The organism is Streptomyces sp. NPDC001348 (assembly GCF_053597535.1).
Genome location: NZ_JBSFIK010000021.1, coordinates 1 through 16161 on the forward strand (window position 1 = coordinate 1; position 16161 = coordinate 16161).

Here is a 16161-nt window from a genome sequence, read left to right on the forward strand (position 1 = left end):
CGCCGCGTCGTCCGGCCGGTGGCCGCCGTGTCGTCCGGCCGGTGGCCGCCGTGTCGTCCGGCCGGTGGCCGCCGTGTCGTCCGGCCGGTGGCCGCCGTGTCGTCCGGCCGGTGGCCGCTACGGACGGAACCGCAGCACCTGCGGGTCGTGGTCGCTGATCTGGTCGTTGAACTCCGAGTTGATGTGCACGCTGTCGTAGTCGACGTCGCAGCCGCGCCGGATCGAGGGGCTCACCAGGATCTGGTCCAGCACCTGCTCGTTGCCCTGGTAGTCGTACGTGTAGCGCTCGCTCTCCGGCAGCGACCGAATCGCCGACCACAGCTCGCCGTCACCCTCGAGGATCTTCGCGGTGCCGGAGAACTCGAAGTCGTTCATGTCGCCCAGCGCGATGACCTCCGCGTTCTTCTGGACCGACAGGATGTCCTTGACGAACGCGTTCACCACGGTGGCCTGCGCGTGCCGCTGGACCTCCGAGCCGCGCACCGGCGGCTGGTACTGCGCGGTCAGGCCCTGGTCGCCGCCCTTGGAGTTCAGGTGGTTGGCGATCACGAACACGGTCCTGCCGCGGAAGACGAACTCGCCGGCCAGCGGCTTGCGGCTGGAGTTCCACGCCGCGTTCGCGGGGTCGATCCGGCCCGGCGAGGCCGTCAGCCGAGCCTTGCCGTGCACCTTGGTGACACCGACCGCGGTGGTGGAGTCGCCGCCCGCGCGGTCGGTGAAGGACACCCGCTCCGGGTTGAACAGGAACACCTGGCGGATGTTGCCGCCGGGCTCGCCGCCGTCCTGGTCGTTGACCGGGTCGATCGAGCGCCACTGGTACTTCGGGCCGCCCGCCGCCACGATCGCGTCGATCAGCTTGTTCACCGTGACGTCGGCGGCGACCGTGCCGTCGTCCTTCGCGCCGTTGTCGTCCTGGATCTCCTCCAGGGACACGATGTCCGGCGACTGCAGGTTGTTCACGATCGCGGAGGCGTGCTTGTCGAAGGTGGTGTCGGACGGGTCGAGGTTCTCGACGTTGTACGTGGCCACCGCCAGCTCGCCGCGGGACTGCTTGCGGGTCGTCTCCCGCTGCAGGCCGCCGCTCTTCAGTGTGCCGAGCTGCCCGGCGACCAGGGTGTAGCCGCCGAACTGGTTGTAGTCGAGCGGACCCGAGGTGGTGCCGGCGAGGGTGTCGCCCACGTTCGCCTTCGGGAAGTCCGCTGTCGAGCCCAGCGACTGGACCTGCAGGCGGCCGGTGTTCTGCGAGTCGTAGGAGCCGTAGACCGTGCCGCCGCGGCGGCTGCGGTGCTCGTGCGGCTTCACCGTGACCCACAACTCGCTGTACGGGTCGGTCGCGGTGACCACGCGGGCGTCGGCGACCTCGACGTTCATGCCCTCCAGGGACTCGTAGTAGTCCAGGGCGTACTTCGCCGGCTCCAGGGCCAGCCCGTTCACCGAACCGCTCGCGGCGGTGTCGCCGGCCGGGGCGTAGCGTGCCGGTACCGACTTCGCGTCGATCACCGTGGCGGCCGGAACGCTGTTGCCGCTGGAGAGGACGGTGACCGTCGGCTTGCCGATCTCGGTCACCGACTGGTTGCCGCTCGAGGCACCACCGGGCACGTACTCCGAGACCGTGCCGGTGACCGTGACCGAGTCGCCGACGGCGACCTTGGGGCTGGAGCCGGTGAAGACGAACACGCCCTCGCTGGTCGCCGGGTCGGCGTCCGGGTTCGGGTCCTGGATCCAGAAGCCTCTGGAGGAGCCGTAGCCGCGGGTGGCCGTGACGATGCCGGGTACGTCGGTCACCTTCTGGCCGGCGTACGGCGATATTCGGGTGGTGCCCTGGATGTCGTGGATGCGCACGGAATCCGCGTGCGCGGGCGAGGTGAGCGCGACGGTGGAGGCCGCGCTGCAGACGGCGGCGACGGTGAGCGCGGCGAGGCGCGCGGAAGACCTGCTCGGCAAGGGATCCCTCCGGGGACATGCGTGAGCGCCGGGACGAGGGTGGGGCAGCGTGCCTGTGGTGGACCGTGGGCGGCACGCGCAGAAAGTGAGTGAACAGTTGTCCCCCCGCTTCTACGCGCGTCAATCTCCTGCCTGCCCAGGCCAGTTGTCAAGGTTTCGGCCATGTACCGCCGCGGGCGGGGAGATGAACCGGGCCGCATGGGACGAAACCCGTCTAGGCTGAGCGGCTGAGCCCTATCCAGGTCGAGGAGAACCCGCCGATGCCAGACAGCTCCCCCCTGCCGCCGGTGCGGCTGCACCCCGAAGCGGAGCTGGCGCGTGACGCGCTGTCCACGCCGTTGCTCTCCCGGGCCGCCCGGCTCGCCCGCTGGGCCGGCCCCGAGACCCGTGTGGACAACGGTGGCGGCCTGGTCGACGAGCAGATCCCGGCTGCCGTCGAGGTGCTCTCGCTGAGCGGGGACGACGCCGCCGCGCTCGCCGGCGAGGCCTGGCGGATCGCCGTGGACACCGGTCTGGTGGAGATCGTCGACGAGGAGGCCGGAACCGTGGCCGCGGGGCAGGACCTGTCCCTGCTGACCGGGGGCTCCCCGCACGACGTGCTCACGGTGTGGCTGGCCGCCCTGGAGACCGTGGTCGCCGACGCGAGCGTGCCCGACCTGGACGGCCTGGTCGAGGCGATGGACGCCGGCGGCGAGATCGATTTCTCGTCACTCGACTGGGACCCGGAGGCGGACGCCGCGTTCCTCGAGGGCGTCCTGAGCAACCTGTACCTGCTCACCGTGAACGAGGCCGGTCCCGCCGGAGCGCCCGTCCCGCTGCCCGCGCTGGCCGCGTCCATGATCGTGCCCAGCGACATGGGGGAGCCCACCAACGACATACTGGAGCAGGTCTCCGACGCCATGATGCGACTGGACGACCAGTTCCGGGTGCTGGAGCCGATCGGGCTCGTGGAGTACCAGCCCGTCGACGAGGCGCTCATGACGGACGACGACGGCACGGACGGCACGGGCGGCACCGCCGAGGAGATGCCGGGGCCGGCCGACGACACCGACGTCACCCGCTACGGCATGGTCCGGCTGACCCCGCTCGGCCTCTACGGTCTGCGGGCGCGACTGCAGGAGGCCGGGCTGACCGCCCCCGCCGTCGGTGACCTCGCGGACAAGGGCGCGGACGTGCTGCTCGACGGGACCTCCGGCTACCCGTCGGCCTCGGCCCAGGCGGAGACCGAGCAGTGGCTCGCCCGTCGTGAACCACTCGCCGCCGCACGGGAGTTGCTGGCCGCCGCACGGGGCGGCGACCCGGGCGCACCGCTGCGCCGGCTGCGCTGCCAGCAGGCGCTCTCCCTGGTCGGCGGGGAGGCCGAGCCCGCGCTGCGCGAGGTGCTCGACGACGCGGAACTCGGCGGACTGGCCCGGGTGTGGCTGAGCGAGCAGGGCGCCGCCGACGTGCCGCCGCCGTCCGAGGAGATGGTCTTCTGGCTGACCATCGACACGATCGCCGCCCAGCTCCAGGCCGAAGGCAACTCCGAGGAGCTGCAGTTGCTGGTCGAGGGCCTCGCCCGCCAGCACGGCGGTTTCTTCGCGGCGGCCTGGCGCGTGGGGCACCCGGCGACAGCGGACGTCCTGGAGGCGATGGGCCGCCTGCATCCCGACAAGAAGGTGGCGAAGGAAGCCAGGAAGGCGGCGTTCAAGGCGCGGTCACAGCAGGGGAGTTGACCGCGGGTCCGTGGGCCGGGGCCGGGGCCGACGGGATTTTTGGTGCCCGTGGGCGAGCCATTACGGATTCATGGAAGTGGGCCCGGTGAAGTCGCCCCGCGTTCAACTCCCGTTCAGCGGCGGGCGGGACTGTTTCGCCGACCCGAGGTCCGCCACCCTCCACGGCTCGCACACCGTCACAGGAGACACCATGTCGCTCACCCGCAGGGACTTCGCCAGGAAATCCGCGATCACCGGTGCCGGAGTCGCGCTGGCGGGCAGTGTCGGCGCCCTCGCCACCGCGCCGAACGCCCTCGCGTCCACGGAGTCCGACGGCCCGGAGGCGGAAGCGCACGGCGGACACGGCGGAGTCGGCTACGGTCCGCTGGTCCCCGACCCCGACGGCATCCTGGCGCTGCCCGCCGGCTTCAAGTACCGGATCATCACCTACAGCGGCCGGACCAAGCTGGAGTCGGGTGAGTTCACCCCGTCCAACCACGACGGCACCTCCACCTTCTGCGGTCCGCGCGGTGCCACGCTCCTGGTCAACAACCACGAGCTGAAGGGCCCCCGGGCGGCCTGGAAGTACCCGGTGCCGCTCACCGAGGGCCTCGTCTACGACCCCGCCGCCTCGGGCGGCTGCACGGTCGTCGAGGTCCGCCGGGACCATGTCGCCGAGTGGGTCGGCATCGCCGGCACCTCCACCAACTGCGCGGGTGGCAACACGCCTTGGGGCACCTGGCTGACCTGCGAGGAGACCGAGGACAAGGCCGGCCAGAACGGCATGACCAAGGACCACGGATACGTCTTCGAGGTCGACCCCGAGGACCGCCGTGCCAACCGCGACCCCAGGCCGGTCAAGGCGCTCGGCCGCTACGCCCACGAGGCCGTCGTCGTCGACCCGAAGCGCGGCCACCTGTACCTGACGGAGGACGCGTCCGGCCCCAACGGCCTGCTGTACCGCTGGACTCCGCCGGCGGGCTTCCACCACGGCCGCGGCAGGCTGCGTACCCTCGCCGACGACGCGGGCGTGCTCCAGGCCTTCAAGTGCTTCGACTCCGGCGGCAAGTTCGTCGACGACCTCTCCCGGGCCACGAAGATCGGCACGGTGTACGGGGTGGACTGGGTGAACGTCCCCGACCGTGACGCCAGGACCACGTCCGTCCGCAAGCAGTTCACCGGCGGCCAGGTCACCCGCGCCCGCAAGCTGGAGGGCATGTGGTGGGGCGACGGCGGCGCCTACATCGTCTCCTCCTACGCCCGTGAGGAGAGCCCCGTCCAGCACGACGGCCAGGTCTGGTTCTACGACCCGGGGCGCCGCACGCTGACCCTGAAGGTCCTGCTCGGTGTGAACCCCGACCCGTCGAAGGACGGCACCTTCGACGGCCCGGACAACATCACCGTCTCCCCTTACGGCGGCCTGGTCATCGCCGAGGACGGCGAGGGCGTCCAGCACCTGTTCGGCGCGACCGACAGCGGCCGTACGTACCCGATCGCCCGCAACGAACTGAACATCGGCACCGCCGAGGAGCCGGAGTACAGCGAGTTCACCGGCGTCACCTTCTCGCCCGACGGCAGCACCCTGTTCGCCAACATCCAGGAACCGGGCATCATGCTGGCCATCACCGGTCCGTGGAAGCGGCAGAAGCGGTAACAGCCCTCGCGGGAATTAATTCGCTCGCCCGTCCCGCGGCCCCCTCCTAGAGTGATGTACGTCCAGGTGCGAAGGCAGGACCTACTTCCACTCATAATGGGGCGGCCGCGGGTTCGAGTCCCGCCACCGGTACAACTCGCCGGTGTAGCTCAGGGGTTAGAGCACCTACGTCGGTTCCGCCGACCTCGATCTCTGGACACCACAACTTCATGCACCTCCCGGTGCGCGGGCTGCGGCTACTTCTTTTGCAAAGAGAACCCGATGCCGCCGCCGACCTGATCTCGGGAGGCGCAGCACAAGGTGGGTGCCCGGTGCGCAGGCAGCGGATACTTCAGGGATCTGGTCCCTGGAAACGGGGGTGCGGGTTCGAATCCCGTCATCGGCCCAGGGCCGGTGTGGCGGAAAGGGAAGACGCGCCAGGTGATAAGTCCCGTCGCCGACTCCTGATCTCGGGCACCCTCCTTTTGTAGCGCCTCCCTCCGGAACTCCAATGAATTCGGGGGAATTCACCATGGCGCGATTCAACCGCAAGTCCGCCCGAGCGCAGCCCGTTTCGCGGGTCACCTCGACGGGGCGGGTGCTCCGTACCTACGAGGGTGGCCGCGGGCGGGAGCGCGACGTGCGCTCCGAGCTTTTCCTGCTGGCGGTGTCGCACTTTGCCGCGGACACCTTCTACGAGCGCGCCGAGGACCGCGACGACCGGTTCGCGAAACTCGTTCGGCAGCTCGCCGTCGAGGATCCCGCGTGGGCCGCTGGTCTGCTCGGCTGGCTGCGCGGTGAGGGCAACATGCGGACCGCCTCGATCGTGGGCGCCGCGGAGTACGTACACGCGCGCCTGACGGCGGACGCCACCGACGGCCCGTCGAACCGCCAGGTCGTGGCCTCCGTACTGCAGCGGCCCGACGAGCCCGGCGAGCTGCTCGCCTACTGGACCGCGACCTACGGCCGCGCCATCCCCAAGCCCGTCAAGCGCGGCATCGCCGACGCCGTACGCCGTCTCTACAGCGGCAAGTCGCTGCTGAAGTACGACACCGCGTCCAAGGGCTACCGCTTCGGCGACATCCTCAACCTGGTGCACGCGGCGCCCGACCCGGACAAGCCGTGGCAGGGCGAGCTGTTCCAGTACGCCCTCGACCGCCGGCACAACCCCGACACCGCGATGCCGCCCGCGTCGAACCGTGTCCTGACCGCGCACCGCGAGCTGATGGCCCTGCCGGTGCGGCGGCGGCGCGCGGTCGTGACGTCGAAGGGCGGTGCCGAGCGGCTCGCGGCGGCCGGGATGACCTGGGAGGCGCTGGCCGGCTGGCTGCAGGGTCCGATGGACCAGGCGGCCTGGGAGGCCGTGATCCCGTCCATGGGCGCGATGTCCCTCACCCGTAATCTGCGCAACTTCGACCAGGCCGGAGTCTCCGACGAGGTCGCGGCCCGGGTGGCGGCGAAGATCAGCGACCCGGCGGAGGTCGCGCGCTCGCGGCAGTTCCCCTTCCGGTACCTCGCCGCGTACCAGCACGCGCCGTCGCTGCGCTGGTCGTACCCGCTGGAGCAGGCGCTCGGCCACTCGCTGGCCAACGTGCCGGCGCTGCCCGGCCGCACGCTGGTCCTCGTCGACCGGTCCGGCTCCATGTGGGCGCCGCTGTCGGACCGCTCGGAGCTCAACCGGGCCGACGCGGCGGCGATCTTCGGTACGGCGCTCGCGCTGCGGGCGGCCGACGCGGATCTGGTTGAGTTCGGCACCACGAGCAGGCGGCTGGCGTTCGACAAGGGCGAGTCGGTCCTCAAGGTCCTGGGGCGCTTCGGTGACCTGGGCGGCACCGACACCACCAGCGCGGTCCGCGCCCACTACCGGGGGCAGGACCGGGTGCTGATCGTCACCGACGAGCAGTACGCCTTCAACCACCGCGGCGACCCGACCGAGCAGGTCCCGGCGCACGTGCCGGTCTACACCTGGAACCTCGCCGGCTACCGGGCGGGCCACGGTCCGTCGGGCAAGGCGAACCGGCACACCTTCGGGGGCCTTTCGGACGCGGCCTTCCGGATGGTTCCCCTGCTCGAAGCGGCCCAGAACTCCGATTGGCCCTGGGCTGCCTGAGCCGCCGAAGCGTGGCCCGCACTGCTACGGGGGGTGCGGGCCACACCGGTCCTCTAGCGCCGACGCCTTCCCTCTATCACGAACCCCGCCACCAGCACCGCGGTCAGTGTGATCAGGGCACCGGCGCCGAAGGCGCGGGACGCCCCGTGGGTGAGGACGTCGGCCGGGGAGCCGGTGGCGTGGCGGGTCGCCGTGCCGTACACCGTGACCAGGACGGAGAGTCCGACGGTGCCGCCGAGCCACTGGAGGGTCTGCAGCAGACCGGAGGCGGCGCCGGCTTCGCGGGGCTCGATCCGGGCGAGGATCGTCGCGTTCAGCGGCATGAAACTGAGGCCGACGCCCAGACCCATCAGCAGCAGCGGGCCGAGCAGCCCGGCCGCGTAGCCGTCACCCGGCCGCAGCCGCCACAGCCACGCGCTCGCCACGGTGATCAGGCTCATGCCGGTGAGCAGCACCGGCCTGACGCCGAACCGGGCCAGGAGCCGGGGCACCAGACGCACGATCGTGAACATCACCAGCGTCAGCGGCAGGAAGGCGAACCCCGCGCGCAACGGACTGAATCCCAGGGCCTGCTGGGCGACCAGAGTGAGGAAGTAGAACGCGCCGAACATCCCCGCGGGCAGCAGCATGATGCTGACGTAACCGCCGGCCCTGTCCCGGTCGGCGAACAGACGCAGCGGCATGATCGGCTGTCCGGCGCGGGACTCGATCAGGAGGAAACCGACGAGCAGCGCGGCCGCCGCGCCGAAGCCGACCAGCGCCTGGCCGTCGCTCCAGCCCCCTTCCGAGACCCGGATGAACGCGTACACCAGCGAGGTCGTCCCGGCTGTCCCCGTCAGCGCGCCGGCCACGTCGAACCGGCCGGAGTGGCGCGGGGTCTCGGTGACGAGGCGGGGCAGGGCGAAGGCGAGGACGAGGCCGATGGGGACGTTGATGAGCAGGGCCCAGCGCCAGGAGGTCCAGGAGGTCAGCATGCCGCCGAGGACCAGGCCGAGGGAGCCGCCGATGCCGCCCATGGAGGCGTAGACGCTCAGGGCGTGGTGGCGGCGCGGCCCCTCGGGGAAGTTGGTGGTGATCAGGGCGAGGGTGCTCGGCGCGATGAGGGCGGCGCCGACGCCCTGCAGCGCACGGGCCGCGAGCAGCCAGCCGCCCTCGGCGGCGAGTCCGCCGAGCAGCGAGGACAGGGCGAAGAGCAGGACGCCGGCGGTGAGCGTACGCCGGCGCCCCAGGATGTCGCCGACGCGTCCGCCGAGCAGCAGCAGACCGCCGAACGCGAGCGTGTAGGCGTTGAGGACCCAGGACAGGCCGGTTCCGCTGAAGTGCAGGCCCCGCTGGATGTCGGGGAGCGCGACATTGACGACGGTCGAGTCGACGCCCACCATCAAGTAGGCGGTCACGATCACGAGAAGGACGGTGCCGAGTCTGGCGGGATGCGGTGGTGCGGAGTGCACGTCGGTCGTCGCGGGCGGTGCGGACGGGGTGGACATGGGGTTCTCCCGTTGTGGCGTCCCCGGTGCTGCGCGAAAGGGCAGGTCGGACTGCCCGTGGAGCACACGGCGGTAAGCGGGGACTGTCTCCGTTTGATGTTGGATAAGATACGGAGAGGGTCCCCGGTTTGCAAGGAGTAGCTGGATGACGCAGGTCAAGCCCATGCGTGCGGACGCTCGGCGCAACTATGAGCGGTTGCTGAAGGTGGCGGCGGAGGCCTTCGCCGAGCATGGGGAGAACGCGTCGCTCGACGACATCGCCAAGCGGGCGGGGGTCGGCTCGGGGACGCTCTACCGCCACTTCCCGACCCGGCAGGCGCTGCTGGAGGCCGTATACGTCGACGCCATCGAGGCGCAGGCGGCGCGGGCCGACGAGATCGCGAAGGAACTGCCGCCGGGCGAGGCACTGAGCGAGTGGCTCAACGAGCTCGGCGTGGGGATGATCCAGGTCCGGGGCCTGAAGGCGCTGCTCGGTTCCGTCGTCACGGACGGCAGCTCCGTCGCGGTCACGGCCTGCGGCAACTCGTTGAAGGGGGCGGCCCGGCGACTGGTCGAGGCGGCGCAGCAGGAGGGAACGCTGCGCGGGGACGTCGAGTCGATCGACATCCTGCGGCTGGCGCACGGGGTCGCCACGGCGTCCGAACTGGCGGACGACGGGGGCAAGCTCATCCGCCGGTACCTGTCGCTGCTGACGGAGGGGCTGCGGCCCTAGGGGGGTGTCTTGTGGATCACGCCGGAGGACCGACGGCGGGCGCCCCCGCCGAGGCGCCCGTCGGTGTTCTGCGACTGCCGGGGTGACCGCTTACAGGGCCTGAGCGGCCGGCTGCACCATGTTCCGTACCGTGCGGGCCTTCACGAAGTCGCCCATGGCCGTCATGTCCCACTCGCCGGAGAACTGCCGGACGAGCTTGGCCATCATCACGCCCGTCTGCGGCTCGGCGTTGGTGAGGTCGAAGCGGACCAGTTCCTCGCCGGTCGCGGCGTCCAGGAGGCGGCAGTAGGCCTTGGCGACCTCGGTGAACTTCTGGCCGGAGAAGGAGTTCACGGTGAAGACCAGGCCGGTGACCTCCTGCGACAGACGTCCGAGGTCGACCGTGATCACCTCGTCGTCGCCGCCGCCCTCGCCGGTGAGATTGTCGCCGGAGTGCCGCACCGCGCCGCCGAGGATCGTGAGCTTGCCGAAGTAGCAGCTGTCGATGTGGTTGCGCTGCGGACCGTAGGCGATGACCGACGCGTCCAGGTCGATGTCCTTGCCGCGGAACGCGGGTTCCCAGCCCAGACCCATCCGGACCTGCGACAACAGCGGGCGGCCGCCCTTGATGAGGGACACGGTCTGGTTCTTCTGGAGGCTGACCCGGCCCTTGTCGAGGTTGATCTTCCCGGCGCCGGGGGCGGGTGGCGCGGGCGGGGCCGGGGGAGCGGCGGGTGCCGGGGGAGCGGTGACCGGGGCCGCCGGAGCGGGCGCCGGCTGCGCGGCGGGCGCCGAGGCCGGCTCCTCGACCGTCACACCGAAGTCGGTCGCGATGCCCGCCAGCCCGTTGGCGTACCCCTGGCCGACCGCGCGGGCCTTCCACTGTCCGCCCCGCAGATAGATCTCCACGACCACCAGCGCCGTCTCGGTGCCCAGCTGCGGCGGGGTGAACGTGGCCAGCACGCTGCCGTCGTCCGCGTCGCGGATGGTGGCCGTGGGCTCGATGCCCTGGAAGGTCTGCCCCGCGGCGTCCGGGCTCGCCGTCACGACGATCTTCTCGATGCCGGGCGGCACGGCAGCGGTGTCGACGGTGATCGCGTCGGGCGCAGAGCCTCCGCCCGAGCGGTACGTCACACCCGGCCCGGCGGGCTGGTTGTAGAAGATGAAGTCGTCGTCGGAGCGCACCTTGCCGTCGGCGGTCAGCAGCAGGCCCGACACGTCGAGCCGCACCGGAGCGGCGACGTCCACCGCGACGCGGGAGACGGACAGAGGGATGTTCGAGCCAGGGGTCATAGCTGTCATGCCGGGTGAACGAGCGGGGGCGCTTTACCGTTCCCTTACCGTGGGCGACGGGTCGAGGGGGGTTCGCCCCCGCCGCCCCTACCCGTCCCGTCCTCCAGGGGCTTCGCCCCTTCGACCCCACCTGGGGCTCCGCCCCAGACCCCGCTCCTCAAGCGCCGGAGGGGCTGTTTCCAGCCCCTCCGAAGCTGTTACGGCACCACCACGATCTTCCGCCCGACCCCCGCCGCGAACTGCTCCAGTGCCTGCGGGTACTGGTCCAGAGGCAGACGGTCGCTGATGAAGAGCTCCGGGTCCAGCACCCCGTTCGCGAACAGCTCCGCCGCCCGCTCGAAGCTGTGCAGGACGGCCATCGAGCCGGTGATGGTGATCTCCTGGTTGTAGATGCGGTACGGGTCGATCGTCACCCGCGTCGCGTAGTCGGCCACCCCGAACTGCAGGAAGGTGCCCGCCTTCGCCACTCGGCCCAGGCCGTCCTGGATCGCGTTCGCGTTGCCGGTCGCGTCGACGACCAGGTCCCAGCCCTGCGGCCGGTCCAGTTCGTCGGCGCCCTCCGCGGTCGCCGACACGCCCAGCCGCCGTGCCGTCTCCAGCCGCGCCGGGTTGACGTCCACCACGTCCACGCTCGCCGCGCCCGTGCGCTTGGCGAGTTCCAGCATCATCAGGCCCATGGTGCCGGAGCCGTAGATCAGCACGTGGGCGCCGAGGCGGGAGCGCAGCACGTCGTAGCCCCGTACGGCGCACGACAGGGGCTCCACCAGCGCCGCGTCCTCGGTGCGGACGTGCTCGGGGAGCTTCACGCAGTTGGCCACCGGTGCCACCGCGTAGCGTGCCGCACCGCCCGCCGTGGTCACGCCGATGGCCGCCCACCGCTCGCAGAGGTTGCTGTGGCCGGTGCGGCAGTACCGGCACTCGTGGCAGTAGAGGGACGGGTCCACGGCCACCCGGTCGCCGAGCGCGACCTCCGTGACCTGGGTGCCGACCCCGACCACCTCGCCCGCGAACTCGTGCCCGGGGACGATCGGCAGCTTGGGCGCGAACTCGCCCTGGAGGATGTGCAGGTCGGTGCCGCACAGCCCGCAGGCCGCGACCTCGACGACGACCTCGCGGGGGCCGGGCGTGGGGTCGGGGACCTCGGTGACGACGGCGCGGCCCACGGACTCGATGACGGCGGCCTTCATTTCACGGCTCCCAACGACAGGCCCTGGACCAGCTTGTCCTGGGCGGCGAACCCCGCGGCGAGCACCGGCAGGGAGACGACGAGCGACGCGGCGCACACCTTGGCCAGGAACAGGCCCTGGCTGGTGATGAAGCCGGTCAGGAAGACGGGGGCGGTCTCGGCGACCACGCCCGTGAGGACCCGGGCGAACAGCAGTTCGTTCCAGCTGAAGATGAAGCAGATCAGCGCCGTCGCCGCGATTCCCGGCAGCGCGATGGGGGCCACCACCCGGGCCAGGACCGTCGGCAGCCTCGCGCCGTCCACGCGTGCCGCCTCGATGACCGCGACCGGTACCTCGGCGAGGAAGGACTGCATCATCCATACCGCGATCGGCAGGTTCATGGACGTGTACAGGATGACCAGCAGCCAGATGTTGTCGAGCATGCCCGTGTTCTTGGCGAACAGGTAGATCGGCAGCAGGCCCGCCACGGCCGGGAGCATCTTCGTCGACAGGAAGAAGAACAGCACGTCGGTCCATTTGCGCACCCGCCGGATGGAGAGCGCGTACGCGGCCGGCAGCGCGAGCAGCAGGACCAGGACCGTCGAGGCCACCGACGCGACCGTGGAGTTGATCAGGGCGGGCCAGGGGCTGGCCCCGCCACCCGTGCCGAAGAACTCGCGGTAGCCGTCGAGCGTCAGCGACGCCGCGAAGGACGGCGGGTTGGTCGCCGCGTCGGACTCCGAGTGGAACGACGTCAGCGCCATCCACGCGATCGGCAGGAAGAACACGATCCCGGTCAGCCAGGCCAGCAGGCCCAGGCCGTTTCGTCGCAGGGCGCTCATGCGCGGGACACCTCCTCGCGGAACAGGGACGACACCACGCGCAGGGCGAAGGTGGCGATGACGATCGAGCCGATGACCACCAGGACGCCGGCGGCCGAGGCGAGGCCGTTCTCGTGGGCCTGGTAGAAGCTCTGGTAGACGGTGTAGGGCAGGTTGGCGGTGCCCAGGCCGCCGGACGTGAGGGTGAAGACCGCGTCGAAGTTCTGGACGATGTAGATCGAGCCGAGCAGGGCGCCCAGCTCCAGGTAGCGGCGCAGGTGCGGCAGCGTGAGGTGACGGAAGATCTGCCAGTCGCTCGCGCCGTCCACCCGGGCGGCCTCGATCTGCTGCTGGTCGCGGCTTTGCAGTCCGGCGAGCAGGATCAGCATCATGAACGGCGTCCACTGCCACACCAGGGAGGCCTCGACCGCGAGCAGCGGGGTCTTCGAGATCCAGTCGGGCTGTGGGCCGCCGACGTAGTGCAACAGCCCGTTGAGCAGGCCGTACTCGGGGTTGTAGAGCACGTGCTTCCACAGCAGCGCCGCCGCCACGGGGACCACCAGGAACGGGGCGATCAGCAGGGTGCGGACCACGCCCCGGCCGGGGAACCTGTGGTCCAGCAGCAGGGCGAGGGCCAGTCCCAGGACCAGGCTGGCCAGCACCACCGCCACCGTGAGCAGGACGGTCGTCCACACCGAGTGGCGCAGATCCGCGTCGGTGAGCACCTGGCGGTAGTTGTCGAGGCCGGTGAAGCGGCGGGCCTTGGGGTAGAGGGCGTTCCAGTCGAAGAAGGAGATCACCAGCGTGGCCACGAACGGCAACTGGGTCACGGCGATCATGAAGACGAGGGCGGGGAGCAGCGGGGCGCGGGTGGCCCAGGCGCGCAGCCGGGCGGAGGGCTGCCGGGCGGTGCGTACGGGTGCGGCGGCCACGGGGGCCGTGGTGGTGGCGGTCATCGTCCCTCGTACTCCTTGGAGATGCGCTCGGCGAGCTGCTGGGACTTCTTCAGGGCCGAGTCGACTGACTGCCGTCCGGCGATGGCCGCGCTGATCTCCTGGGAGACCTTGGTGCCGAGGTCGGTGAACTCGGGGATGTCGACGAACTGGATGCCGGGTGCGGGCCGCGGCTGTACTCCCGGGTCGTTCGGGCGGGCGTTCTCGATGGCGTCCTTCGTCATGTCCTGGAAGGCGGCGGCCTCCTTGCGGTAGGCGGCGTTGGTGTACGTCGACGCGCGCTTGCCCGCCGGGACGTTCGACCAGCCGATCTTGTCGCCGACCAGTTGCTCGTACTGCTTGCTGGAGGCCCAGGAGACGAACTTCCACGCCTTGTCCGGGTTGCGGGAGGCTTTCTGGATGCCCCAGGCCCAGGTGTAGAGCCAGCCGGAGGACCTGGTCCGTTCGACCGGGGCGGCGGCGTAGCCCAGCTTGCCCTTGACCGGTGAGCCCTTCGCCTCCAGGGAGCCGGCCGCGGAGGTGGCGTCGTACCACATGGCGACCTTGCCCTGGGTCATGTTGTTGAGGCACTCGGCGAACCCGGACTGGGCGGCCCCGGACTCGCCGTGCGCGCGGACCAGGTCGACGTAGAACTTCGTCGCCTTCTCGAACCCGGGGGAGTCGAGGCGGGCCTTCCAGTCCTTGTCGAACCAGGTGCCGCCGAAGGTGTTCACCACCGTGGTGAGGGGTGCCATCAGTTCGCCCCAGCCGGGCAGGCCGCGCAGGCAGATGCCCTTCATACCGGGCCTGGCCCCGTCCGCCTTCGCCGCCAGGTCCGCGACCTGGGTCCAGGTCGGGTGCGCGGGCATCGTCAGGCCCTTGGCCCTGAACACGTCCTTGCGGTACATCAGGAAGGACGACTCGCCGTAGAAGGGCTGGCCGTAGAGCTTGCCGTCGTCGGCGGTGAGGGACTGGCGCATGGTCCCCAGGACGTCCTGCTGGTCGTAGGCCGGGTCCTTGGCCACGTAGGGGTTCATCGCGCGCAGCCAGCCGTTGCGGGCGTAGATCGGGATCTCGTAGTTGGAGAGGGTGGCCACGTCGTACTGGCCGGCCTGGTTGGCGAAGTCCTGGCTGATCTTGTCGCGGACGTCGTTCTCCGGCAGGACGGTGAAGTTGACCTTGATGCCGGTCTCTTTGGTGAAGTAGGCGGCGGTGAGCTTCTGCAGCTCGGTCATCTGCGGGTTGTTGACCATCAGGACGTTGATGGAGTCGCCGCCGGACCCGGACCCGCCCGCACCGACCCAGCAGCCGGAGAGCAGCGGGGCGAGCAGCGTCCCTGCGGCGGTCAGGGCGAGCGTGGCTCGCGGCGGCCGTCGTCGGCTCGGGGTTCGCATGGATCGCTCCTGGAGATATGGGGACATAAGGGGTATCGGGGTGCGTGGGATCCCCTTGGGGGTGCGTCTGGCGGGAAGGTCAGACCCGGATCACCTGCGGTCCGAGCAGCGAGTACCGGTGGGCCTCGGCCGTCGGCAGCAGCGTGCTCGTCACGATCGTCTCCAGCGTGCCGACCTCGGCGAACCGGCAGAAGCTGACCGCGCCGAACTTGGTGTGCACGCCCGCGAAGACGGTGCGCCGGGCGGCGCGGATCGCCTGTGCCTTGACCTCGCTGACCGCCGGGTCGGGCGTGGTCAGGCCGTGTTCGCGGGAGATGCCGTTGGCGCCGATGTAGGCGAGGTCCAGGACGAAGCCGGCGAGCATCTTCGTCGTCCAGTGGTCGACGGTCGCCAGCGTGCCGGGGCGGACCCGGCCGCCGAGCAGCAGGACGGAGACGTTCTCGGCCCCGGCGAGTGCGCCGGCGACCGGCAGGGAGGCGGTCACCACGGTCAGCGGCCGGTCCCCGGGCAGGTTCTCGGCGATGAGCTGCGGAGTGAAGCCCTCGTCCACGAAGACGGTCTCCGCGTCCCCGAGGAGCTCGGCCGCGGCGGCCGCGATCCGGCGCTTCTCGGGTACGTGACTGGTGGCGCGGAAGGCGAGCGTCGTCTCGAAGCCGGCGCTCTCCACCGGATAGGCGCCGCCGTGCGTGCGGCGCACCAGGCCGTGGTCCTCCAGGGCACGCAGATCGCGCCGGATGGTCTCCTTGGCCACGCCCAGTTCGGCGGCGAGCACGGTGACGTCGACGGAGCCGGTGGCCCGCGCGGCCCGCACGATCTCGCGCTGGCGTTCCTCCGCCGTCCTGGTGGTGCTCATCCCGTCACCCGCCTCCCTGCTGGGCTGCCCGTTCGGGCCCGGTGGGGCCTTGGGGGAATTTGTACAGCGGGGAGGAAGCGGTGACCAGGCCTGTTGCGGGCCCGATGCTGCCCGAATGTGCCCGTTCGCGGCGTGGGATGACC

Annotated in this window: 12 protein-coding genes; 4 read left to right on the forward strand and 8 right to left on the reverse strand. The window is 70.9% G+C overall.

Translation table 11 applies throughout. The annotated features are described in order from the left end of the window. Positions 1–117 precede the first annotated feature (117 nt). A complete protein-coding gene (locus tag ACWC21_RS22135; RefSeq protein ID WP_450884362.1) occupies positions 118–1944 on the reverse strand; it encodes an endonuclease/exonuclease/phosphatase family protein in 1827 nt (608 codons plus the stop codon). 260 nt (positions 1945–2204) lie between these two features. On the opposite strand from ACWC21_RS22135, the gene ACWC21_RS22140 reads away from it, so the two are divergent. The 3 genes from ACWC21_RS22140 to ACWC21_RS22150 all read left to right on the forward strand — a co-directional run bounded on the left by ACWC21_RS22140 (position 2205) and on the right by ACWC21_RS22150 (position 7381). Then, positions 2205–3659: a hypothetical protein gene (locus tag ACWC21_RS22140; protein WP_450884364.1), complete on the forward strand. Its 1455-nt coding sequence runs from the start codon at positions 2205–2207 to the stop codon at positions 3657–3659. Positions 3660–3849: 190 nt separating this feature from the next. Beyond that, a complete protein-coding gene (locus ACWC21_RS22145; RefSeq protein ID WP_450884366.1) occupies positions 3850–5292 on the forward strand; it encodes an alkaline phosphatase PhoX in 1443 nt (480 codons plus the stop codon). Positions 5293–5803: 511 nt separating this feature from the next. Next, entirely contained in the window at positions 5804–7381 is a 1578-nt protein-coding gene (locus ACWC21_RS22150; protein ID WP_450884368.1) for a TROVE domain-containing protein, read from the forward strand. Between the two features lie 53 nt (positions 7382–7434). Here the strand turns inward: ACWC21_RS22150 and ACWC21_RS22155 are convergent, their stop codons facing one another. Continuing rightward, positions 7435–8868 carry an MFS transporter gene (locus ACWC21_RS22155; protein WP_450884370.1) on the reverse strand — a complete coding sequence of 478 codons (1434 nt, stop codon included), beginning with the start codon at positions 8866–8868 and terminating at the stop codon, positions 7435–7437. A 145-nt stretch (positions 8869–9013) separates the two neighbouring features. On the opposite strand from ACWC21_RS22155, the gene ACWC21_RS22160 reads away from it, so the two are divergent. Next, positions 9014–9580 carry a TetR/AcrR family transcriptional regulator gene (locus ACWC21_RS22160; RefSeq protein ID WP_450884372.1) on the forward strand — a complete coding sequence of 189 codons (567 nt, stop codon included), beginning with the start codon at positions 9014–9016 and terminating at the stop codon, positions 9578–9580. 90 nt (positions 9581–9670) lie between these two features. Here ACWC21_RS22160 and ACWC21_RS22165 read toward each other — a convergent pair whose 3' ends face one another. The 6 genes from ACWC21_RS22165 to ACWC21_RS22190 form a co-directional block, all read right to left on the reverse strand. After that, a complete protein-coding gene (locus tag ACWC21_RS22165; RefSeq protein ID WP_450884374.1) occupies positions 9671–10852 on the reverse strand; it encodes a TerD family protein in 1182 nt (393 codons plus the stop codon). Positions 10853–11049: 197 nt separating this feature from the next. Further along, on the reverse strand, positions 11050–12039 hold the full coding sequence (locus tag ACWC21_RS22170) for a zinc-dependent alcohol dehydrogenase family protein (RefSeq protein WP_450884376.1): 990 nt from the start codon (positions 12037–12039) through the stop codon (positions 11050–11052). Then, the gene (locus tag ACWC21_RS22175) at positions 12036–12860 is read right to left on the reverse strand and encodes a carbohydrate ABC transporter permease (RefSeq protein WP_450884378.1); all 825 of its coding nucleotides are present in this window, start codon (positions 12858–12860) and stop codon (positions 12036–12038) included. The genes ACWC21_RS22170 and ACWC21_RS22175 overlap by 4 nt, the downstream gene beginning before the upstream one ends. Further along, a complete protein-coding gene (locus tag ACWC21_RS22180; RefSeq protein WP_450884380.1) occupies positions 12857–13795 on the reverse strand; it encodes a carbohydrate ABC transporter permease in 939 nt (312 codons plus the stop codon). The genes ACWC21_RS22175 and ACWC21_RS22180 overlap by 4 nt, the downstream gene beginning before the upstream one ends. Beyond that, on the reverse strand, positions 13792–15165 hold the full coding sequence (locus ACWC21_RS22185; RefSeq protein ID WP_450884382.1) for an ABC transporter substrate-binding protein: 1374 nt from the start codon (positions 15163–15165) through the stop codon (positions 13792–13794). The genes ACWC21_RS22180 and ACWC21_RS22185 overlap by 4 nt, the downstream gene beginning before the upstream one ends. 79 nt (positions 15166–15244) lie before the next feature. After that, positions 15245–16018 (reverse strand): DeoR/GlpR family DNA-binding transcription regulator, encoded by a 774-nt coding sequence (locus tag ACWC21_RS22190; RefSeq protein ID WP_450884384.1) that lies wholly within the window; start codon positions 16016–16018, stop codon positions 15245–15247. Between the last annotated feature and the right edge of the window lie 143 nt (positions 16019–16161).

What these genes read in the sequence shown, in the direction of transcription:
- ACWC21_RS22140 (WP_450884364.1), top strand. Translation starts at nt 2,205, where the DNA reads ATGCCAGACAGCTCCCCCCTGCCGCCGGTGCGGCTGCACCCCGAAGCG.
- ACWC21_RS22145 (WP_450884366.1), top strand. Translation starts at nt 3,850, where the DNA reads ATGTCGCTCACCCGCAGGGACTTCGCCAGGAAATCCGCGATCACCGGT.
- ACWC21_RS22150 (WP_450884368.1), top strand. Translation starts at nt 5,804, where the DNA reads ATGGCGCGATTCAACCGCAAGTCCGCCCGAGCGCAGCCCGTTTCGCGG.
- ACWC21_RS22155 (WP_450884370.1), bottom strand. Translation starts at nt 8,868, where the DNA reads ATGTCCACCCCGTCCGCACCGCCCGCGACGACCGACGTGCACTCCGCA.
- ACWC21_RS22160 (WP_450884372.1), top strand. Translation starts at nt 9,014, where the DNA reads ATGACGCAGGTCAAGCCCATGCGTGCGGACGCTCGGCGCAACTATGAG.
- ACWC21_RS22165 (WP_450884374.1), bottom strand. Translation starts at nt 10,852, where the DNA reads ATGACCCCTGGCTCGAACATCCCTCTGTCCGTCTCCCGCGTCGCGGTG.
- ACWC21_RS22170 (WP_450884376.1), bottom strand. Translation starts at nt 12,039, where the DNA reads ATGAAGGCCGCCGTCATCGAGTCCGTGGGCCGCGCCGTCGTCACCGAG.
- ACWC21_RS22175 (WP_450884378.1), bottom strand. Translation starts at nt 12,860, where the DNA reads ATGAGCGCCCTGCGACGAAACGGCCTGGGCCTGCTGGCCTGGCTGACC.
- ACWC21_RS22180 (WP_450884380.1), bottom strand. Translation starts at nt 13,795, where the DNA reads ATGACCGCCACCACCACGGCCCCCGTGGCCGCCGCACCCGTACGCACC.
- ACWC21_RS22185 (WP_450884382.1), bottom strand. Translation starts at nt 15,165, where the DNA reads ATGCGAACCCCGAGCCGACGACGGCCGCCGCGAGCCACGCTCGCCCTG.
- ACWC21_RS22190 (WP_450884384.1), bottom strand. Translation starts at nt 16,018, where the DNA reads ATGAGCACCACCAGGACGGCGGAGGAACGCCAGCGCGAGATCGTGCGG.